Source organism: Bartonella sp. CL162QHHD, from assembly GCF_042195435.1.
Taxonomy (GTDB): domain Bacteria; phylum Pseudomonadota; class Alphaproteobacteria; order Rhizobiales; family Rhizobiaceae; genus Bartonella.
In genome coordinates this window covers 244,701-264,164 of sequence record NZ_JBHIOG010000061.1, presented here as the reverse complement: position 1 = coordinate 264,164, position 19,464 = coordinate 244,701, and the positions used below count along the sequence as shown (strand labels likewise).

At 38.4% G+C, this 19,464-nt stretch carries 16 protein-coding genes; 8 read left to right on the top strand and 8 right to left on the bottom strand.

What is annotated here, in order from left to right:
* Positions 1-35: 35 nt before the first annotated feature.
* Positions 36-971 (bottom strand): ornithine carbamoyltransferase, encoded by a 936-nt coding sequence (argF, locus tag ACFILD_RS06665; protein WP_375630517.1) that lies wholly within the window; start codon positions 969-971, stop codon positions 36-38.
* Positions 968-2,182 carry an aspartate aminotransferase family protein gene (locus ACFILD_RS06660; RefSeq protein ID WP_375630519.1) on the bottom strand — a complete coding sequence of 405 codons (1,215 nt, stop codon included), beginning with the start codon at positions 2,180-2,182 and terminating at the stop codon, positions 968-970. Before ACFILD_RS06660 ends, argF begins: the two co-directional genes overlap by 4 nt.
* Before the next feature lie 486 nt (positions 2,183-2,668).
* Between ACFILD_RS06660 and ACFILD_RS06655 the strand changes: the two genes are divergently transcribed.
* Complete coding sequence (locus ACFILD_RS06655) at positions 2,669-3,205, top strand: GcrA family cell cycle regulator (protein WP_273790264.1); 537 nt, start codon at positions 2,669-2,671, stop codon at positions 3,203-3,205.
* Positions 3,206-4,117: 912 nt separating this feature from the next.
* Here the strand turns inward: ACFILD_RS06655 and ACFILD_RS06650 are convergent.
* Together ACFILD_RS06650 and ACFILD_RS06645 are read right to left on the bottom strand one after the other, a co-directional pair.
* Complete coding sequence (locus ACFILD_RS06650) at positions 4,118-4,708, bottom strand: Smr/MutS family protein (protein ID WP_375630521.1); 591 nt, start codon at positions 4,706-4,708, stop codon at positions 4,118-4,120.
* A 52-nt stretch (positions 4,709-4,760) separates the two neighbouring features.
* The gene (locus tag ACFILD_RS06645) at positions 4,761-5,453 is read right to left on the bottom strand and encodes a Tim44/TimA family putative adaptor protein (RefSeq protein WP_273790262.1); all 693 of its coding nucleotides are present in this window, start codon (positions 5,451-5,453) and stop codon (positions 4,761-4,763) included.
* 174 nt (positions 5,454-5,627) lie between these two features.
* Between ACFILD_RS06645 and ACFILD_RS06640 the strand changes: the two genes are divergently transcribed.
* Both ACFILD_RS06640 and secB read left to right on the top strand, forming a co-directional pair.
* Positions 5,628-6,122, top strand: a complete 495-nt coding sequence (locus tag ACFILD_RS06640; RefSeq protein WP_375630525.1) for an FxsA family protein — start codon at positions 5,628-5,630, stop codon at positions 6,120-6,122.
* Positions 6,123-6,265: 143 nt separating this feature from the next.
* Positions 6,266-6,742 carry a protein-export chaperone SecB gene (gene secB / locus ACFILD_RS06635; RefSeq protein ID WP_375630527.1) on the top strand — a complete coding sequence of 159 codons (477 nt, stop codon included), beginning with the start codon at positions 6,266-6,268 and terminating at the stop codon, positions 6,740-6,742.
* Positions 6,743-6,809: 67 nt separating this feature from the next.
* Here the strand turns inward: secB and ACFILD_RS06630 are convergent, their stop codons facing one another.
* On the bottom strand, positions 6,810-9,110 hold the full coding sequence (locus ACFILD_RS06630; RefSeq protein WP_375637207.1) for an NADP-dependent malic enzyme: 2,301 nt from the start codon (positions 9,108-9,110) through the stop codon (positions 6,810-6,812).
* Between the two features lie 195 nt (positions 9,111-9,305).
* Between ACFILD_RS06630 and mutS the strand changes: the two genes are divergently transcribed.
* Entirely contained in the window at positions 9,306-12,050 is a 2,745-nt protein-coding gene (mutS, locus tag ACFILD_RS06625) for a DNA mismatch repair protein MutS (RefSeq protein WP_273790258.1), read from the top strand.
* 1,038 nt (positions 12,051-13,088) lie between these two features.
* On the opposite strand, the gene ilvD is transcribed toward mutS, so the two are convergent.
* The 3 genes from ilvD to ACFILD_RS06610 form a co-directional block, all read right to left on the bottom strand.
* Positions 13,089-14,927: a dihydroxy-acid dehydratase gene (gene ilvD, locus ACFILD_RS06620; protein ID WP_375657966.1), complete on the bottom strand. Its 1,839-nt coding sequence runs from the start codon at positions 14,925-14,927 to the stop codon at positions 13,089-13,091.
* Between the two features lie 993 nt (positions 14,928-15,920).
* On the bottom strand, positions 15,921-16,172 hold the full coding sequence (locus ACFILD_RS06615) for a DUF1150 domain-containing protein (protein ID WP_012754519.1): 252 nt from the start codon (positions 16,170-16,172) through the stop codon (positions 15,921-15,923).
* Positions 16,173-16,198: 26 nt separating this feature from the next.
* The gene (locus tag ACFILD_RS06610) at positions 16,199-16,630 is read right to left on the bottom strand and encodes an Hsp20 family protein (protein ID WP_012754518.1); all 432 of its coding nucleotides are present in this window, start codon (positions 16,628-16,630) and stop codon (positions 16,199-16,201) included.
* Between the two features lie 120 nt (positions 16,631-16,750).
* Here ACFILD_RS06610 and nth point away from each other — a divergent pair, with 120 nt between their 5' ends.
* The 4 genes from nth to pheS all read left to right on the top strand — a co-directional run bounded on the left by nth (position 16,751) and on the right by pheS (position 19,439).
* The gene (nth, locus tag ACFILD_RS06605) at positions 16,751-17,491 is read left to right on the top strand and encodes an endonuclease III (RefSeq protein ID WP_273790256.1); all 741 of its coding nucleotides are present in this window, start codon (positions 16,751-16,753) and stop codon (positions 17,489-17,491) included.
* A 138-nt stretch (positions 17,492-17,629) separates the two neighbouring features.
* On the top strand, positions 17,630-17,833 hold the full coding sequence (rpmI, locus tag ACFILD_RS06600; RefSeq protein WP_183193590.1) for a 50S ribosomal protein L35: 204 nt from the start codon (positions 17,630-17,632) through the stop codon (positions 17,831-17,833).
* A gap of 33 nt (positions 17,834-17,866) precedes the next feature.
* Entirely contained in the window at positions 17,867-18,268 is a 402-nt protein-coding gene (gene rplT / locus ACFILD_RS06595) for a 50S ribosomal protein L20 (RefSeq protein WP_012754515.1), read from the top strand.
* Between the two features lie 94 nt (positions 18,269-18,362).
* Positions 18,363-19,439 (top strand): phenylalanine--tRNA ligase subunit alpha, encoded by a 1,077-nt coding sequence (gene pheS, locus ACFILD_RS06590; RefSeq protein ID WP_375664915.1) that lies wholly within the window; start codon positions 18,363-18,365, stop codon positions 19,437-19,439.
* Positions 19,440-19,464 lie beyond the last annotated feature (25 nt).

Here is a 19,464-nt window from a genome sequence, read left to right as displayed (position 1 = left end):
GCTTTGCCTTTTTTATATAATTTGTTGTAGGGAGGCTATTGTGGAGAGAAAAACGCATCTTGTAAACACCAAGAAAGAATTGCTTTTTGAACATGAAGACGATTTTCAGCCTCATCGAAAACAACGGAGTGCGGTCCATCAATCACAGAATCAACAACTTCTTCACCGCGATGAGCAGGAAGACAATGCATAAAAAGAGCATCAGATTTTGCTAATTTCATGAGAGATTCATTGACTTGATAAGGCTGAAAAGTAGAACGACTGCGAGCACGAAATTCTTGTCCCATGGAGACCCATGTATCGGTCATAATACAATCAGCATCTTGAGCTGCTTTTTGGGGATTATGGGTTAGTGTAAGATGTGCTCCTCGTTCACGTGCCCAATGGATAAATTTTTCCTGTGGCTCACTGCCCTTTGGAGTAGCAATACGCAAATGAAAATCAAAAAGAGCTGCAGCTTCAATTAAGGAATGGAGCACATTATTACCATCCCCCATCCACGCAAATATTTTACCAGAAATAGGCCCCCGATGCTCCTCATAGGTTAATATATCTGCTAGAATTTGGCAAGGATGTGTATCATCTGTAAGGGCATTAATGACAGGAATTTGTGCATATTGTGCCAATTCGAGCATACGTTGATGTTTTGTTGTTCGTAATATCACGATATCCACAAAACGAGATAAAACACGAGCCGTATCAGCTATAGTTTCACTGTGACCAAGCTGCATCTCTGAACCCGTGAGCATGATTGTATCTCCGCCAAGCTGGCGCATACTGATATCGAATGAAATACGGGTTCGTGTGGATGGTTTTTCAAAAATCATCGCAAGTGTTTTACCTATAAAAGGTTTTGAACCTTTTCCTGCTTTAAAAGATGCTTTAAGGATCTTCGCATAATCGATCAGTGCGCGTGCTATTGCTGGCGTTAAAATGGATAAGTCCGTGAAATGACGAAGAGCATTTGTCATGTGTGTGATATTTGTCTTTCTTTGTTTACTTGCGAAAGATAAGCTATTGCTTTTTCAATACGATGCAAACTTTCATCTATTTCTTCTTCCCTAATGATAAGAGGAGGCAATAAGCGCACAACATTGTTGTTGGCAGCAACACTTAAGAGATGTTCATTTTCTAAAGCATTAACGACAAGATTTGAAGACACAACACATTGAATACCCAACATTAGCCCCATCCCCGGAACTGCGCGGATAATATCAGGATAGATATTGAGAATATGCAAAAGTCCACTTTTTAGTTTATCCCCCATGCGCTGAACATGGTTGAGAAAACTTGGCTCTAACAAAATATCAAGAACACTATTTCCTACAGCCATTCCAAGAAGATTTCCTCCAAAGGTTGAACCATGTGTCCCAAGTGTCATGCTTTTTGCAACTTTATCCGTTGCAAGGCAAGCGCCTAATGGAAATCCCCCTCCTAATCCTTTTGCGAGGGTAAGAATATCAGGCGTGATATCACTCCATTCATAAGCAAAAAGCTTTCCTGTTCGTCCTATACCCGTTTGGACTTCATCTAAAATCAATAATAGACCATTATCATCGCATATTTTGCGCAAAAATCTTAAATATTCATGAGGGACCGTTCGTATTCCTCCTTCTCCTTGAATAGGTTCAATAAGAATAGCGGCGGTATTTTTATTAATAGCATTACACAAAGCGATTTCATCACAAAAAGGTACTTGAATAAATCCACCAGCTTTAGGTCCAAAGCCTTCAAGATATTTTTCATGCCCAGTCGCAGCAAGTGCTGCAAGTGTACGTCCATGAAATGCCCCTTCAAAAGTAATTATTTCAATGCGTTCTGAATGACCAGCAGCATAGTAATAATGACGTGCCGTTTTGAATGCGCACTCCAATGCTTCAGTACCTGAATTGCAGAAAAAAACCTTATCCGCAAAACTATTTGCACAAAGCCGCGTGGCAAGAGATGCTTGTTCAGGAGATTGAAAAATATTAGAAACATGCCAAAGTTTTTCAGCTTGTATTTTGAGCGTATCAACCAATTTTGGATGTGAATACCCTAATGCATTAACAGCAATGCCAGATGTGAAATCAAGATAATGTTCTCCTTTATCGGAAATAAGCCATACACCATGCCCCTGTTCAAAATGCAAATTTCGTCGTGCGAAGCATTCATAAAGTGGTTGTATAGAGACAGCATCCATCATAATTCCCTTTATATTTTAACCTTTTCAATATATATACAAAGCAACACTACAAATAAAACAGCATGGTACATTTCGTTACGGTGCTTTCAACATTTCATTACGATTAGTGATTACACCTATAGAATAGATCATTACACCAATTGAAAAAAAGTCAATGAAGGTTCTACAAATAAGCATTTTGGGGAAAATCCTTAAACAAAAGTGAAAGTTTAACCTATGATTGATTTGCAAGTTGGGGAAAACATTCTAAATAAACTCTTCAAGAGGTAAAGACTCTTGTCATAGAGTGAGTGCATATTGTAATTTACAATATAATAAGCAAGATGATGTGTTTTGATTTGTAAGTCCACAGGCTGGATGATTTTCTTATGCTCGTTTAGAGTGTAAAGTTCTTTCATTCAGCGTAATGAAAACATTATTTAAACATTTGAAGATGCAACGGGGGAGAGCATCTTAGTGACGTAATCGGAATGGAGTGCTGGTATGGGTTGGACATGTGAACGCGTTGAGCTTCTTAAAAAGCTTTGGAGTGAAGGGTTAAGTGCAAGTCAAATTGCTGCTCAATTAGGTGGGGTCAGCAGAAATGCAGTCATCGGCAAAGTACATCGATTAAAGTTACCAGGACGTGGTAAGACAGCTCAAGGAAGCACGCGTGCGCAAAAAACTCCCGTGGGAAGCAGCAGCCCATCATCTCCACGTGTGCGTCGCAACACATCCACGGTATCGCCAATAAACACATCATCTGTAAGTATTGAAGAAACAGCTTTAAAGACAGAGTTTGTAGTGGAAGATGTAAAAGAAGTTGATATGTCCACAAAATCCAATGTAGTGGTGCCTATATCACGTCAACTTAATCTTCTACAATTGAGTGAAAATACATGTAGATGGCCGGTTGGCGATCCATTATCAGCAGATTTTCATTTTTGTGGTGCAGATTCTGATGAAAGTAGCCCCTATTGTGCCTTTCATGCTAAGCTAGCATTTCAACCAATATCTGAAAGACGTCGGATAAGAGTGTAATATCCTCAATTGAATCTCGTATTTTACGTCTTCTGCGCTTCGTTATTAAATTTTAATTATCGAATTATTATGAGAACGAAATTTGATGGAGCTTTTAATGAATGAAAAAATTTCTTCATGAAATTATTCAACGAAACTGTATCTTTTGATGCTACTGCGCAGCTATGTGTTGTAAAGTTATATTCTTTTTTATTTTCACGATTCTCTTTAATTTAGTTGTACTGCTGTTAACACTATCCATAGCAATGTCTTTTGAATAATACAGTTCTCAATTTCTCATGTTTTTATTCTTCGTGTATTTAATAGAGTAATGCTGTGGTTTATAAAAATAATTTATCGCTTTGCAACCTGAATGAGATCCATCTATATCTCTCTCATTTTAAGTCCTCTTATATTGAATCGATCAAAATCTTTCGTTTGGGCGTCACGCGCGAGATGAGAACTGCGGAGAGTAAAAACACTTACAGAAAAGCATGCCTCTGTATAAACGCTTTAAAATACCAAGGACTTAAAGGGTTGTTGCAACATTGGGAGATGGTAAAGTGTATGATGATGCCAGCTTACTCTTTTACTAAGCATAAAGATAGGGGGGTGCTTCATGGATTTATCATTATACTCTTCACGGATACTGTCGCAAAATAAGCTTGAGAGCGTTGAAAGATGTTTCTTTAAAACAAGCCTGTGGATATATTCAATTCAATGTCGTTCTGTTTTGTGTGAGGGATGTGCCCCGTTAACGAATGCTATAAACAAAAGCGTGAAGCAATACGTAGAATGTAAAATAATATCTTTATAATTCTTTATAAAAAATTATAACGAAGGGAATATTGTATTCAAGGCTCTTACGAAATATACGAAAACAATAAATTATAAGTATAAATAAATATTAAACCTGAAACGACCATAATGACATCACATTCCTTCTCCCGACATAAAACGGCGCAACCAAACATAAAGCGCACCTTCTCCGCCATGCTGACGTGCTGCTTGCTCAAACGCGTGGACATAATATCGAAAAGCTGGTGTTGATAACCAATACGGAACAAATCTATATAAAGCTCCATCACTCCCAACGGATCGTCCTTTTCCTGTAATCACAAGGACATAACGCAATCCTCTCTGCTGAGAGGATTGTAGAAATTTTTTTAAGAAAAAATAAGCTTCTTCCTGTATATAACCATGAAGATCAAGACGCGCCTCAAGAGGATAACGACCTTGGGAAATTTTACGATATGCAACATGATCAAAGAAATGAATCTTTTGTGCTTGTATAACTGCCCTCTTTTCTCTTTTAATAATTGTCGAGGGTTGTTGATTTTCCTGAGACAATGAGGAGATTTGAGTTACAGGTTGATTTTTATCATTAATATTTGCAATAATTTCTGAAGTAGAAGAGAGCATCTTACCGTGAAGCGGTGTTATCGTACGACACACCATCTCCCATAAAAGGCGATCTTGTGAAGCCAATAAATCTCTTTTTTGTCTCCATTTACTTGAGGACATTTTAATTTCTCATAAATCATTGAATGCTTATGGAAGAAAAACAAAAAGTATTTTAATTTTCATTTTCTGTAGCAAAAAGCTTCCAGTTGGGATCTGACGATAAACTATTGCGAACAAAAGTCCAAATATCTCTGATTTCTACAATAGCATCAGGATCACCGTCTATACGCTCGCCCTGTTCATTATAAGTAACAGAAATCATCTCACTGACAATACGTATCGTTAAAAGTTCATCCTTTTCTTGTATTGCCGCCGCAATAAATTCGATCTTATTAATTCCAACAAAAGTGAATTCTATTCTTTCTTTATTTTTTTCTCGTTGCTCAATAGCCGTACAAAAACTCTCAAAAACATCCTGACAAAGCAAGCTTTTAAGCTGATTGCGATCACCTTTGGCAAAAGCTGTTACAATCATTTCATAAGCAATTTGCGCACCTTTTATAAAAAGTTGAGGAGAAAAATGAGAATCAATTCTATGCAATTCCCGCAAATTTTTATTCAAAAGACTCCCCTCCGGTGAAATTTTATCAATTTCACTAAAGTCGTCTTTTTGTGAATTTTTCTGATGAGGGAACGAAACAATATTATCAGCCGTTTCTGCTTCAACCTGTTTTTTAGAACGACGTGAATAAGGATCAAAGGGTGGCTTTTCAAACCCAATTCGTTTCCCTAATACATTACGGAGTTGCACAAAAATAACAACCATAACAACAAGAGCTATGACAAGTATAACGTCAAATTCCATAGGCGCTGTCAATCTCCAAAGCTTAAGTCTCTAATAAACATTGCAGTCAATACCATTTATCAATAAATATGTAAAATAAGGAATCTTATCATTCAAATATTTTTATAGATTTTGTATTTAAACGGAGTGCTCTTAAGAATTTCTCCCCCTACTCATCCAGAAGGAAATTTTCATGTGATAAAACTTTATTCTATAAATCCTCGTTTTTTTGTTGTTATCTTTCTTTGCATTCTTTTAATCGAGATTGCTGGTTTTATCTTTGTTGGTCAAGAAATTGGTATTTTGGCAACTTTGAGTTTGGTTATTCTCACAACCATAGTTGGGGTTGTTTTATTGCGAATTCAAGGGATTAGCCTTTTAAAAAATATACAAACTGAACTTGTCCAAGGACGCACATTAGAGAATAATATTATTAATGATGCTTTCATCATCTTTAGTGCAATTTTACTTATTCTTCCCGGCTTTGTAAGTGATTTCTTGGGAATATTACTTCTTATTAAACCAATTCGCTCTGTTGCTTGGCATTTCTTTATATCATTAAAAAACAAAATGAATCCCAATACTAAAAGAAAAAATGACTCTGAAAAAATAATTGATCTTAAAGCAGAAGATTACACAATTCATGATACGACAGAATCTCCATGGCGCAAAAATGATGATAACCATTGAAATGCCTAAAAAATCTGCAACAAACTAAAAAAATATTCAAGATAAAGAGCGCATTTCTTGCAACCTTTTGCAAGGCGTGATAACCAATCTGGTCTTTAGATCTAAAATAAATTATACATATTATAATAAGAGAGGTTCGTCGTATGGCCGAAGGTGAAATGAATAACAGTGGTGGAGAGCCGGTTTTTGCTGTATTAACTCAATATTTAAAAGATTTATCATTCGAAAATCCAGGTGCTCCTCGTTCATTGCGTGCACGTGAAAAATCACCACAAATTGATATCAATATTAACGTCAATGCTAACCCAATTGGTGATGACAATTATGATGTCGTTTTGTCTCTCTCCGTCAAAGCCAATGATGAAACTGAAACCTTATTTCATGTAGAATTGATTTACGGTGGTGTTTTTCACCTTAAAAACATTCCACAAGAACATGTTATGCCTCTGGTCTTTATTGAATGTCCCCGTCTTTTATTTCCATTTGCTCGCCAAATTATATCTGATGCTACTCAAAACGGTGGCTTTCCACCTTTGTGGATTGATCCTATTGATTTTGCAGCACTCTTCCAAAAGCGTCTTTCTGAAGAACAAAAAGACAGTCAAATACAGCCCTCTTAAAAAGTTTATTCTTTTGTTATTAAAAAGCCCCTTGATATATTCTTGGTATAGTAGGGGCTTTTTTCCTTTAGACGACTTTTGCGGCATGATAAGCCGCAAGCATTGCAATATTGACAACATCTGTATCGCTTCCACTAAATGGTACAATTTGGACAGATTTTTCCAATCCAATTAAAATAGGACCAATGATGGTTGCTTCACCAAGTTCTTGTAACATTTTGCTTGCAATGGAAGACGCGTGATATCCAGGCATAACCAAAATGTTAGCGGGCTCCGTTAATCCCATAAATGGATATTGCTGCATCAATTTGGAATTGAGTGCCACATCAGCACTCATTTCTCCATCAAACTCAAAGTCAACTTTGCGTTCATGCAAAATATTAATCGCATCCTGAATTTGCTGCGTCGTCTGCCCTTTCATATAAGCAAATGTAGAAAATGCTAAAAATGCTACCCGTGGTTGATATCCAAATCCTCGCACAAATGAAGCTGCTTGTTCCGCTATATCCGCAAGTTCTTCAGCATTAGGATTTTCATAAACGGCTGTATCCGTAATAAACACAATTCGTCCACGGCAAATAGCCATTGAAATACCAATCAATCGTTCTTTTGGTTTTTCATCAATTGCACGACGTATATCGATTAACGCTGTTTCATAATTGCGTGTCACCCCTGTAACCATTGCATCAGCATCTCCTAGTGCCACCATACACGCAGCAAAATAATTGCGATCATTATTGATACGATGATGACAATCACGCAACAGCCAGCCTTGACGCTGCATCTTTTTATAAAGATAATTCGCATAAGCATCTGTACGGCAAGAAAGCTTAGCATTCATAATAGAAATACCTTCACGCTCCAGATCAATTCCAGCGATAACAGCCGCTTCTCTTACTTGCTCTTCACGACCAACCAAAATCGCTTGTCCTAATTTTTGATGGACATAGGAAACGGCTGCCCGCATAACTTGCTCTTCTTCACCTTCTGCAAAGACAATTTGTTTTGGCGCTTGACGAACATGGTTATAAACCCCACGCATCATCGAGGAAGTAGGATCACGTCTCGCATTCAAATCGCGCTCATAGGCCTCTAAATCATCTATGTTCTTTTGCGCAACACCGCTTTCCATTGCTGCTTTTGCTACCGCTATTGAAACAACCGTAAATAAACGCGGATCAAAAGGAACAGGGATGATATAATTAGGACCAAATTTTAATCGCTTTCCATGATAAGCTTCCGCAACGCTGTCAGGCACTTCTTCATGCGCTAAATTAGCAAGAGCCTTTGCCGCAGCAATCTTCATGTCTTCATTAATAACTCTTGCACGCACATCAAGCGCACCACGAAATATATAAGGAAAACAGAGAACATTATTAATCTGATTTGGATAATCGGAACGTCCTGTTGCGACAATGGCATCATGACGCACTTGCATAACCTCTTCCGGCGTAATTTCTGGATCGGGATTAGCCATAGCAAAAATGATCGGCTGGGGTGCCATGGATCTTACCATTTCAGGAGTAAGAGCACCTTTAGCAGAAACCCCAAAAAATATATCTGCACCTTCCATTGCTTCCATAAGCGTACGTTTATCTGTTTGAATAGCATGCGCAGATTTCCACTGATTCATTCCCTCTTTGCGGCCTTCATAGACCACACCCTTTGTATCACATAATATGATATTTTCGGAACGAAAGCCCATCGCTTTAATCAGTTCAATACAAGCAATTCCTGCAGAACCAGCACCATTACAGACTAACCGCGTATTTTGCATATCGCGCCCTGTTAAAGTCAAAGCGTTGAGAACACCAGCAGCAACAATAATTGCTGTACCATGTTGATCGTCGTGAAAAACAGGTATATTCATTACCTCGCGTAGGCGGCTTTCAATCATAAAGCACTCTGGCGCCTTAATGTCTTCAAGATTAATTCCACCAAAAGAAGGTTCTAAATGGCGCACCAAATTGATAAAACTTTCTGTATCGTTTATATCAATTTCTAAATCAATGGAATCAATATCCGCAAAACGCTTAAACAGCACTGCTTTTCCTTCCATGACCGGCTTAGAAGCAAGTGCACCTAAATTGCCTAACCCTAAAATAGCTGTACCATTTGAAATAACAGCAACAAGATTGCCTTTTGCTGTATAATCATAAGCTAGCGCTGGATTTTGAGCAATTGCCTTAACTGGAACGGCAACACCTGGTGAATAAGCAAGTGCTAAATCATGCTGTGTTGCCATAGACTTTGTTGCAACAATCTCAAGCTTTCCTGGTCGACCACGACTATGAAAATCTAGAGCTTCTCTTTCGCTCGCACTGTAAACAGTTTGAGATATTTTCTGATCTTGCTCGCTCTTTTTCATCTCACTTTATTTTCTCCAAAAACAGTGTAAATTTTGCTTGATAATGCGTATAGTCATTAAATCTGATTCATATATTAGAAATCGCTATTCTTGCCTTAGCAAATCTGATGATGCGTTGCAATTTAGAGATAAATAGATATTGAAGTAAATAAAAAAGAGTAAAAACTTCACTTAAAGGAAACAGGCCTCGTACAAATGGATAAAAAAAACAATCATAAAAATAATTTAATTCCACAGCCTGCCTCCTCATCTGCTTCCTCTCAAGAACGTCTTACACCTATGATGGAGCAGTACATAGAAATCAAAGCCGTCCATCATGATTCCCTTCTCTTTTACCGAATGGGGGATTTTTATGAATTATTTTTTAATGATGCGATTGAAGCTGCTCAGGCTTTAGGAATCACACTCACAGCACGCGGAAAACATTTAGGACAAGATATTCCTATGTGCGGTGTTCCCGTTCATGCTGCTGATGATTATTTACAAAAACTGATTGCTTGTGGTTACCGAGTTGCTGTTTGTGAACAAATAGAAGATCCTGCTGAAGCAAAAAAACGTGGCTCAAAATCTGTTGTTCGGCGTGATGTTGTTCGCCTTGTAACACCTGGAACGATAACAGAAGAAAAGCTCCTTGATCCAACACGTGCAAATTATTTGATGACACTTTCCCGTATAAAAACTAGCGATGGAGAGGAATTTGCTCTTTCTTGGATTGATATCTCAACAGGCATATTTCGTGTAACAGAAAGCCGCCAAGAAAAACTTTTAGCAGATATTATGCGTGTTGATCCACAAGAAATCATTGTTGCTGATTCATTTTTTCATGATAAATCTCACAAGTCACTTTTTAGTGTTCTTGATCGTATCGTTTCACCTCAACCTGCTTGTCTCTTTGATGCACTCACCGCTGAACGCGATATTTGCAATTATTTTAAACTCTCAACTCTTGAAGGCGTTGCCGATTATTCACGTTCCGAACTCTCTGCAATTGTAGCTGCTATTCGTTATATCGAAAAAACACAAATCACGCATCGCCCTCCCCTCATGCAGCCTGAGCGCCAAAATGAAAGTGCGACTCTTTTTATTGATGCCGCAACCAGATTAAGCCTTGAACTTATTCGTACGACATCAGGTCAACGGGATGGAAGTTTATTAAAAGCTATTGATCGCACTGTAACAGGAGGAGGATCACGCCTTCTTATTGACCGCCTTATTGCTCCCCTCACCACTCCTTCGGCTATTGATACGCGTTTGGATTCTATCGATTTTTTTCTACGTAATCCTTCTCTTGCAGAAGCGATAAAGCTTATTTTAAAGGGGGGACCAGATATGCCCCGCGCCGTTTCACGTTTGGCTCTTGGACGAGGAGGTCCCCGTGATATGGCGACAATCCAGCGCGGCTTTGAAATCATTCGTGAATTGCATCAACTTCTTGATAATGAGCTTCTGCCTCAAGAAATAAGTGATGTACAACAGGTGTTCTCAAACTTACCCACAGCGTTATACTTTCATTTAGAACAGGCATTAGCTGATGATCTCCCACTCCTTAAACGTGATGGTGGTTTTATTCGTTCTAATTATCATAAAGAGCTCGATGAAATGCGTGCTTTACGTGATGAATCTCGCCGTGTCATTGCTGAACTTCAAGCGCAATATGCCCAAGAAACAGATATTAAGACGCTTAAAATAAAGCATAATAATATTCTAGGTTATTTCATTGAAGTAACCAGCACACAAGCATCTTCCCTTACAAATAATCCACAAGCTAAAGCGCGTTTTATTCATCGGCAAACAATGGCAAACGCTATGCGTTTTACGACAACAGAGCTCGCTGACCTTGAAAGCCGTATTGCCCATGCTGCCAATCACGCATTGACACTTGAACTAGAGATTTTTGATATTCTCGTTCAGGAAATTACCGAACAAGTTGATTTTATTCGTAAAGCCTCTGAAGCACTTGCTATTTTAGATGTCTCTGTCGCTTTAGCATATCTTGCTGAAGAACAAGGATATTGCCGCCCTAAAATTGATCTTTCACTTACCTTTCATATTACAGCAGGACGCCATCCTGTCGTCGAGCAAGCACTCCGCAAACAAGCAGCAGAACCTTTTATTGCCAATAATTGTGATCTCTCTGTGCAAGAAAATCAGCAATATGCAGCAATCTGGCTGTTGACAGGGCCTAATATGGGAGGAAAATCAACTTTTTTGCGGCAAAATGCTCTTATTGCTATTATGGCGCAAATGGGGTCCTTCGTTCCAGCAACTTCAGCACATATTGGTGTCGTTGATCGCCTATTTAGTCGCGTTGGGGCTTCCGATGATCTTGCACGGGGGCGCTCAACCTTTATGATGGAAATGGTTGAAACAGCAACGATTCTCAATCATGCTAGCCACCATTCCCTTGTTATTCTTGATGAAATAGGACGTGGAACATCAACCTTTGATGGACTTTCTATTGCTTGGGCTGCTGTTGAATATCTCCATGAAGTTAACCATTGTCGTGCTATTCTTGCTACCCATTTTCATGAAATGACTGCACTTACCGAAAAACTTGACAGACTGCATAACGTAACCATGAAAGTCAAAAATTGGGATGGTGATGTAGTTTTTCTTCATGAGGTCACACCAGGAGCCGCTGACCGTTCCTATGGTGTACAAGTCGCAAAGCTTGCTGGACTTCCCCCAGCCGTTATTACACGAGCAACAGATGTACTCCATCAATTAGAACAAGGCGAAATGGCTGGAAAAGGACATAAACTCATTGATGATTTACCACTCTTTTCTCTTAAAGCAACATCTCCAGTCAATGAAGCAAAAAACAAACATTGTATACTTCACGAAGCTTTAAAAAATATTCATCCCGATGAACTCTCTCCTAAACAAGCTTTAGAAGCAATTTACCACCTCAAACAACTTGAAAAGAGTAACCCTTTATAGAAAACAGATGTTATTTTTTATTAAAAAACCTTCTTAATAGGAGATAACGTAACCATTTTTGATATACCACAGCATAAACAGTTATTTATCGTATTCCCATCGCTTTTCTACATAATATATTTGTAAGTATAATTGCCTATAGAAGCAAAACCATATGCATTATATTTCATATTCCCTTAGATTAATATTGGCTCTTATACAAAAAATTGGTCAAGATCGACTATTTTTACAAGATAGTCGTTTTTTGTAAAGATTGTCATGAAATCTCCTCCACCTTGCAAATACGCCATATTTAGTGAATTATGCTTTTTCACGATCGATATTATTGTTATCATAGCAACATTTCTAGTTTAAAGCTGTTGGTGTTGGGATACCATCCCATTTTGCATAATAAATTCATGGATAATGGGTCTCGTATTTTCTTCACATTTTAAGCTATAAAGAGCTCTTTTACTGTTTTCATATGGAACATATAATCAGATATATCACAGCAGCATTTTATTTTCCTAAATATCCTTAAACTCCTTCTTACATCTCAAAGGATAAAGATTTTCATTCGAATCAAGTCTGCAAACAATCCAGATTCTAAGGAATTTATCTTGATTTCCTAGTCATGTGATTCACTTAAACTAAAAGCTTTACAAACAAGTCTAAGAATATTCACCACGCACTAAGAAACACTTAATATTTAAGGAGGATGCCGTATATCACAGTCCTAAATGACAGTGTTTTACGGTACAACAAGATAATGCCACCAGTACAATAAATATCTTCCATAAATATGAGAACAGGAAATTGTAATTTCGTATAAGATTGGAATATGATATGAAAAGTAATGATACTGTATCTATCTTTATCTGTCTTACATAGCTGCTAAAATAAGCAATCCGCAGCTGCTTTTAGTTGTATTGATAGCTTTTTAATCATACTCATCCATGACTCGAAATATTCTGATAAGTTCATAAACTCATAAAATAATTAGCTCAGAATATCGTGCAAAAGATGCAAAAAATCAGAGTACTGTCTCTATTCAACTCATCAAATATTACGTACTGCACCTTTTGAAGCAGATGTAGTCATCGCTGCATAAGCTTTGAGAGCCTTTGAAACTTTACGCTGACGCTTCTCAATCGGTTGCCAAGCGCCTTTTCCTTTTGCTTCCATCTTAGCACGGCGCTGCTTCATCTCAACGTCATCCACCAACATATGAATTCTACGATTTGGAATATCAATTTCTATGATATCCCCTTCTTCCACTAACGCAATTTCTCCTCCTTCCGCAGCTTCTGGAGAAATATGTCCTATCGAAAGCCCTGAACTTCCTCCTGAAAAACGTCCATCTGTAACAAGTGCACAAACCTTGCCTAATCCTTTAGATTTGAGATAACTCGTTGGATAAAGCATTTCTTGCATTCCAGGTCCACCACGTGGACCTTCATAACGGATTAAAACAATTTCACCTGTTTTAATCTTATCAGTTAATATAGCTGAAACAGCTGAATCTTGGCTTTCAAAAATTCTTGCCGGACCTTTAAAAGTTAAAATTGATTGATCAACGCCTGCTGTTTTTACAATACAGCCATCTTTTGCAAGATTTCCATAAAGAACTGCCAATCCTCCATCTTGTGAATATGCATGTTCTCTATTGCGAATCACACCTTTTTCACGATCAAGATCAAGGGTCTCATAGCGACAAGATTGGCTAAAAGCTGTTTGTGTCGGAATACCACCTGGAGCAGCACGATAAAATGCACGAACTGTTGGCTCATTAGTTTGCTTTACATCCCAGCGGTAAAGAGCTTCTTTCATTGTTTTTGCATGAACCGTATAAGTTGATGTATCAATGAGTCCCGCCGCATCCAGTTCGCCTAAAAGCCCCATAATACCACCAGCGCGATGAACATCTTCCATATGTACATTTGCAACAGCAGGAGCAACCTTACATAAAACAGGAACATGACGTGAAAGATGATCAATATCCGTCATGGTAAAATCCACCTCACCTTCTTGCGCCGCGGCTAAAAGATGCAGTACTGTATTGGTTGATCCCCCCATGGCAATATCAACGGTCATTGCATTTTCAAAAGCCTTGCGTGAAGCAATAGAGCGTGGCAAAACTGTTTCATCATCATTTTCATAATAACGCTTAACCAATGCAACAATCTGTTTTCCAGCTTCTTCGAAAAGCATCCGCCGATCTGCATGTGTTGCTAACATTGATCCATTTCCAGGAAGAGAAAGCCCCAATGCTTCCGTTAAGCAATTCATGGAGTTGGCCGTAAACATTCCTGAACAAGAACCACATGTAGGACAAGCTGCACGCTCCATTTCAGCAACTTCTTCTTCTGAATTTTGTTCTGAAGCTGCTGCGACCATGGCATCGACCAAATCAACCCTTAGATCTTGATCCTTCCATTTAATCTTACCTGCTTCCATAGGACCGCCAGAAACAAAGATTGTCGGAATATTCAACCGTAAAGCAGCCATTAACATACCAGGCGTAATTTTGTCACAATTAGAAATACAGACAAGTGCATCCGCACAATGTGCATTAACCATATACTCTACAGAATCAGCAATGATTTCACGTGAGGGCAAAGAATAGAGCATTCCATCGTGCCCCATCGCAATTCCATCATCTACAGCAATGGTATTAAATTCTTTCGCAACACCACCGGCAACAGCTATCTGTTGTGCGACTAATTGCCCAAGATCTTTTAAATGGACATGCCCTGGTACAAATTGTGTAAAAGAATTCGCAATCGCAATAATGGGTTTACCAAAATCAGTATCTTTCATCCCTGTTGCACGCCAAAGTCCGCGGGCTCCTGCCATATTACGCCCGTGGGTTGATATTCTTGAACGGTAAGAAGGCATTATTTTTTTCCCCTCAAATAATTCCATTTTGCTTGTTGTGCTGTAACTTCATTATAAAAACAAGAGCTTTAATATTCAAAAGAGCAAAATACCTCGTACTGAGGCATTTGAAGCACAAAATTAAAAGCCCTGTATAAACTTTTTCATAAAGCCTTTGTTTTTTTCTTACCTGTTAATCAACATCTAATCCCTGTGCAAGTCCACGTTTGAGACAAATATCAAAACGCTTCAGTGTGGAACGAACTGTTCCAGATTTTTGTATGCCAGATTTGGTCAGTATATTGCATCTATCTGTTTGCGTAATTTCTGGAACAAGAAGACAGCCTCATTTGGAAAGAATATAAAGGCATCGTGGTAAAAATCTATCATCTCCTTACAATTCAGCTTTACACCTTTCAAACGCATTCATAGAAATATCTTTTAAATAATTATGACGCATTATCTCATGCTTTTGTTTTTACACTCTTCAATAGAGCTACTCCCCTCAGGAAGAACAAAACACACCAAACAAAATACACTTGTATAGCCTTTATGTACTCATTTTAAAGAGACATCTTTCAATGTAACTCGAGCCCATTTCACGATAGCGCCCATGAATGGTATAACAGCCCTCGTGAATAATATAAATCTATAAGGGACATCTTCACACTTATGAAGAAGAAAACTGACACCATCATACATTTTTTCATCCCCATATTGTGAATGTCTTTGGTAATTGAGACAATTAAAAAGAGATATTTTTATTCCTTTCTTCAAGTGTTTTTATCCACATGGCTCTCCCTGCTTATGACATCAAGCAAGTGACTTTAATTGTTTCAATATAAGAAGATCTCAAATGAGAGAACCTTATGATATTCGGGACTCTCATTCCAGTTGTAAAAAATTAATTATGAATATAAATCAATACTTAATCTCATTATAACCCACATTACACCCTTTACGAAAAAACAGATAGAATTTATAAAAGAGTACAGCTTTTTCTCGTAAGGTAATCTAGTGCAGAGTTACAATTTGTAGTTCATGCTCATTGGCTCCAGCAAGAGCGATAGAACGCTCATCGGATAAAATGATAGGATAACCTGTTTCACCAAAGAGAGCCCATATCGTAATGCCTGGGGTCATCGGTGGAAGATCTGGAAAGTTTTTAGCCAGATCATCTGTACAAACTTTTTTTAAATAGGCAATCTGTCCCGCATCAGAGTAGGATGTGTTCTGAAACGACAAGTTTTGTTTATGTTCTCCCATTTCACTGTTCCTTTACGCCTTAACTTTTATGACTCACCACTACTGACTTTAATTGGAATCTGTTTTATTTCTTTTTTTAATTTTGGTTGATACAGATTAATTGATAAAAGACCATTTTTCAACTCCGCATTTGTAACATGCATCCCTTCCGCGAGAACAAAGGTTCGCTGGAATTGTCGCGCAGCTATACCGCGATATAAATATTGATGATTTTGGTTGTCTGTTTGTTTACCATGAATAACCAATTGATTATCATCAAGCAAAATATTAAGATGGTTAATCTTAAATCCAGCAACAGCCAAAGTTATCCGGATATGATTTGCATCATCATTTTTATGCAAACGTTCAATGTTATAGGCTGGGTAAGCCTCATCAGCTTTACCGATACGTTGCAATATTTTTTCTACGGTTTCAAACCCTAAAAGAAAGGGATTGGAGAAAGGCGTCACATGTGTCATTCATGAGTATCCTCTTTAAAACGGCTTTACTTGACCACACTCTATAAAAGTGTTCGCTGCATTTCTCTCATATGGCGAGCGTGAATGATAACTTCAAGAGAGAAGATTTAAGAGAGTTCAATGCCTCAACGTACCATAAAATTGTCAAAAGTGCGAAATTTATCTGGTATATTATATAATGAAAATGAAATTGCAGAAATATTTCGCCGTTTTTCTGTGCAACGCCCAGCGCCTAAGAGTGATCTTATCTATACAAATATTTTTACGCTTTTGGTTGCCGTTGTGCTTTCGGCTCAAGCGACAGATGTAAGCGTTAATAAAGCGACAAAAGAATTATTTCGCCTTGCTGATCAACCGGAAAAAATGGTTGCATTAGGAGAAGAAGAAATAGCACATCATATCCGTTCAATTGGTCTTTGGCGTGCAAAAGCACGTAATGTTTATGCGCTTTGCAACTATTTAATTGATTATTATGGCGGTCAAGTACCCGATACGCGTGAAGCACTCATGGCCCTTCCTGGAGTGGGGCGCAAAACGGCTAATGTGGTCTTGAATGTTGCTTTTGGTCAACCTACATTGGCAGTAGATACACATATTTTTCGCTTAAGCAATCGTCTTGGTTTAGCGCCTGGCAAAACACCAGAAATTGTTGAGAAAAAATTATTAAAGATTATACCGGTTCATTATATTCGCCATGCACATCATTGGCTGATTTTACATGGTCGCTATATTTGTCAAGCCCGTAAACCACAATGTACGCAATGCATTATTGCCGATTTATGTAAAGCAGCTATCAAAACAAATGCAATTCCAGCACCTTTAGTTGAGCTTCAAGGCAATGGAGCGCCGATTTTTTTGTAATACGGTCTTGCAATTTTGTGTATACTAGCTTATGAAAACGTCTTTAAGAGCCGCCCGGCAGGGCATGCCGTGGCTGTTTAAATGCTTGTTCAAGCGTTGGTCCGCTTGAGTGAATAAATTAATGTACGGAGTAGCAAAATGCCCAAGATGAAGACCAAATCATCCGCTAAAAAGCGGTTTAAAATCACTGCGTCAGGCAAAATTAAAGTAGCAGCTGCCGGTAAGCGCCACGGCATGATTAAGCGTTCGAATAAATTTATTCGCGATGCACGTGGAACAATGGTTTTGTGTGAACAAGATGCTAAAAAAGTCATTCAGCATTATTTGCCGAATGGTATTTAAACCTTACGCTTTTGATTTTGAGGAGATTATAATATGGCTCGTGTGAAAAGAGGTGTGACAGCACACGCTAAGCACAAAAAAGTTCTTAAACAGGCTGAGGGTTTTTACGGTCGTCGTAAAAATACCATTCGTGCAGCTAAAGCAGCGGTTGATCGTTCAAAGCAATACGCTTATCGTGATCGCAAAAATAGAAAACGTACTTTCCGTGCTTTGTGGATTCAGAGGATTAATGCGGCTGTTCGTGCAGAAGGTTTAACTTATGGACGTTTTATTGATGGCTTATCAAAAGCTGGTATTGAAGTTGATCGTAAAGTTCTTTCAGATATAGCAATCCACGAGGCGGAAGCATTTTCTGCTTTAGTTGCCTCGGCAAAAAAAGCTTTAGAATATTTAAAAGATACGACACCTAATGCTTTCGAAGGCGCTGTCAAATAAGCCAGTCGTGTTCTCTTAAAGCATTCATTTATTTGAGGTCCCGTGCTGGCTATTGCAAGTGCGGGTTTTTCTTTATTAAAAAATAGGCAAAAATATGAATGATATTGAGCGTCTGGAACAAGAAATTTGTTTAGCCTTAGAGGCAGCAGGTGATGAAAAAGCTCTTGAAGAAGTGCGTATTGCAGCATTGGGTAAAAAAGGTAGTATCTCTGAAAAATTAAAAGAATTAGGAAAAATGAATGCTGGCGAGCGTCATAAAGTTGGACCAGTTCTTAATGGATTAAAAAATCGTATTTTAGAATTATGGGCGCAAAAGCGTGATCTTCTGAAAAGACAGGCAATGGATGCCCGTCTTTCTCGTGAAACAGTTGATGTTACCTTGCCTGTTCGCTCTTCACCTATAGAACGGGGACGCATTCATCCTATTTCACAAGTGATTGAGGAAATTATTGCCATTTATACGAAGTTGGGTTTTTCTCTTGCAGAGGGACCTGATATTGAAACAGACTATTATAATTTTACGGCATTGAATTTTCCTGAAGGGCATCCAGCACGCGAAATGCATGATACCTTCTTTTTTGATGTTGATAAAATGGGAGAACGAAAATTATTGCGGACCCATACATCACCTGTACAAATTCGCACACTAGAAAGACAAAAAGCACCGATACGGATCATTATTCCTGGAAAAACTTACCGCATGGATTCGGATGCAACACATTCTCCCATGTTCCATCAGGTAGAAGGTCTTGTCATCGATAAAACCTCCACCATTGCCCATATGATGTGGCTACATGAAACCTTTTGTAAAGAATTTTTTGAAGTTCCCTCTGTAAAAATGCGTTTTCGTCCCTCTTTTTTCCCTTTTACCGAGCCATCTATGGAAGTGGATATTCAATGTGATCGTTCTGGTTCAGACGTAAAGTTCGGAGAAGGGCAGGATTGGTTGGAAATTTTAGGATGCGGAATGGTGCACCCTCATGTGTTGAAAAATGTTGGCTTAGATCCCGATGAATATCAAGGCTTTGCATGGGGAATGGGCATTGATCGTATTGCCATGTTGAAATACGGTATGCCTGATTTGCGGGCTTTTTTTGATGCTGATCTGCGTTGGTTAGACCACTATGGCTTTCGTTTCTTTGATATGCCTGCTTTTTTTCCTAATAGATAATGTGTGATCTTAGTCATCGCTTTCA

What these genes read in the sequence shown, in the direction of transcription:
- argF (WP_375630517.1), bottom strand. Translation starts at nt 971, where the DNA reads ATGACAAATGCTCTTCGTCATTTCACGGACTTATCCATTTTAACGCCA.
- ACFILD_RS06660 (WP_375630519.1), bottom strand. Translation starts at nt 2,182, where the DNA reads ATGGATGCTGTCTCTATACAACCACTTTATGAATGCTTCGCACGACGA.
- ACFILD_RS06655 (WP_273790264.1), top strand. Translation starts at nt 2,669, where the DNA reads ATGGGTTGGACATGTGAACGCGTTGAGCTTCTTAAAAAGCTTTGGAGT.
- ACFILD_RS06650 (WP_375630521.1), bottom strand. Translation starts at nt 4,708, where the DNA reads ATGTCCTCAAGTAAATGGAGACAAAAAAGAGATTTATTGGCTTCACAA.
- ACFILD_RS06645 (WP_273790262.1), bottom strand. Translation starts at nt 5,453, where the DNA reads ATGGAATTTGACGTTATACTTGTCATAGCTCTTGTTGTTATGGTTGTT.
- secB (WP_375630527.1), top strand. Translation starts at nt 6,266, where the DNA reads ATGGCCGAAGGTGAAATGAATAACAGTGGTGGAGAGCCGGTTTTTGCT.
- ACFILD_RS06630 (WP_375637207.1), bottom strand. Translation starts at nt 9,110, where the DNA reads ATGAAAAAGAGCGAGCAAGATCAGAAAATATCTCAAACTGTTTACAGT.
- mutS (WP_273790258.1), top strand. Translation starts at nt 9,306, where the DNA reads ATGGATAAAAAAAACAATCATAAAAATAATTTAATTCCACAGCCTGCC.
- ilvD (WP_375657966.1), bottom strand. Translation starts at nt 14,927, where the DNA reads ATGCCTTCTTACCGTTCAAGAATATCAACCCACGGGCGTAATATGGCA.
- ACFILD_RS06615 (WP_012754519.1), bottom strand. Translation starts at nt 16,172, where the DNA reads ATGGGAGAACATAAACAAAACTTGTCGTTTCAGAACACATCCTACTCT.
- ACFILD_RS06610 (WP_012754518.1), bottom strand. Translation starts at nt 16,630, where the DNA reads ATGACACATGTGACGCCTTTCTCCAATCCCTTTCTTTTAGGGTTTGAA.
- nth (WP_273790256.1), top strand. Translation starts at nt 16,751, where the DNA reads ATGCCTCAACGTACCATAAAATTGTCAAAAGTGCGAAATTTATCTGGT.
- rpmI (WP_183193590.1), top strand. Translation starts at nt 17,630, where the DNA reads ATGCCCAAGATGAAGACCAAATCATCCGCTAAAAAGCGGTTTAAAATC.
- rplT (WP_012754515.1), top strand. Translation starts at nt 17,867, where the DNA reads ATGGCTCGTGTGAAAAGAGGTGTGACAGCACACGCTAAGCACAAAAAA.
- pheS (WP_375664915.1), top strand. Translation starts at nt 18,363, where the DNA reads ATGAATGATATTGAGCGTCTGGAACAAGAAATTTGTTTAGCCTTAGAG.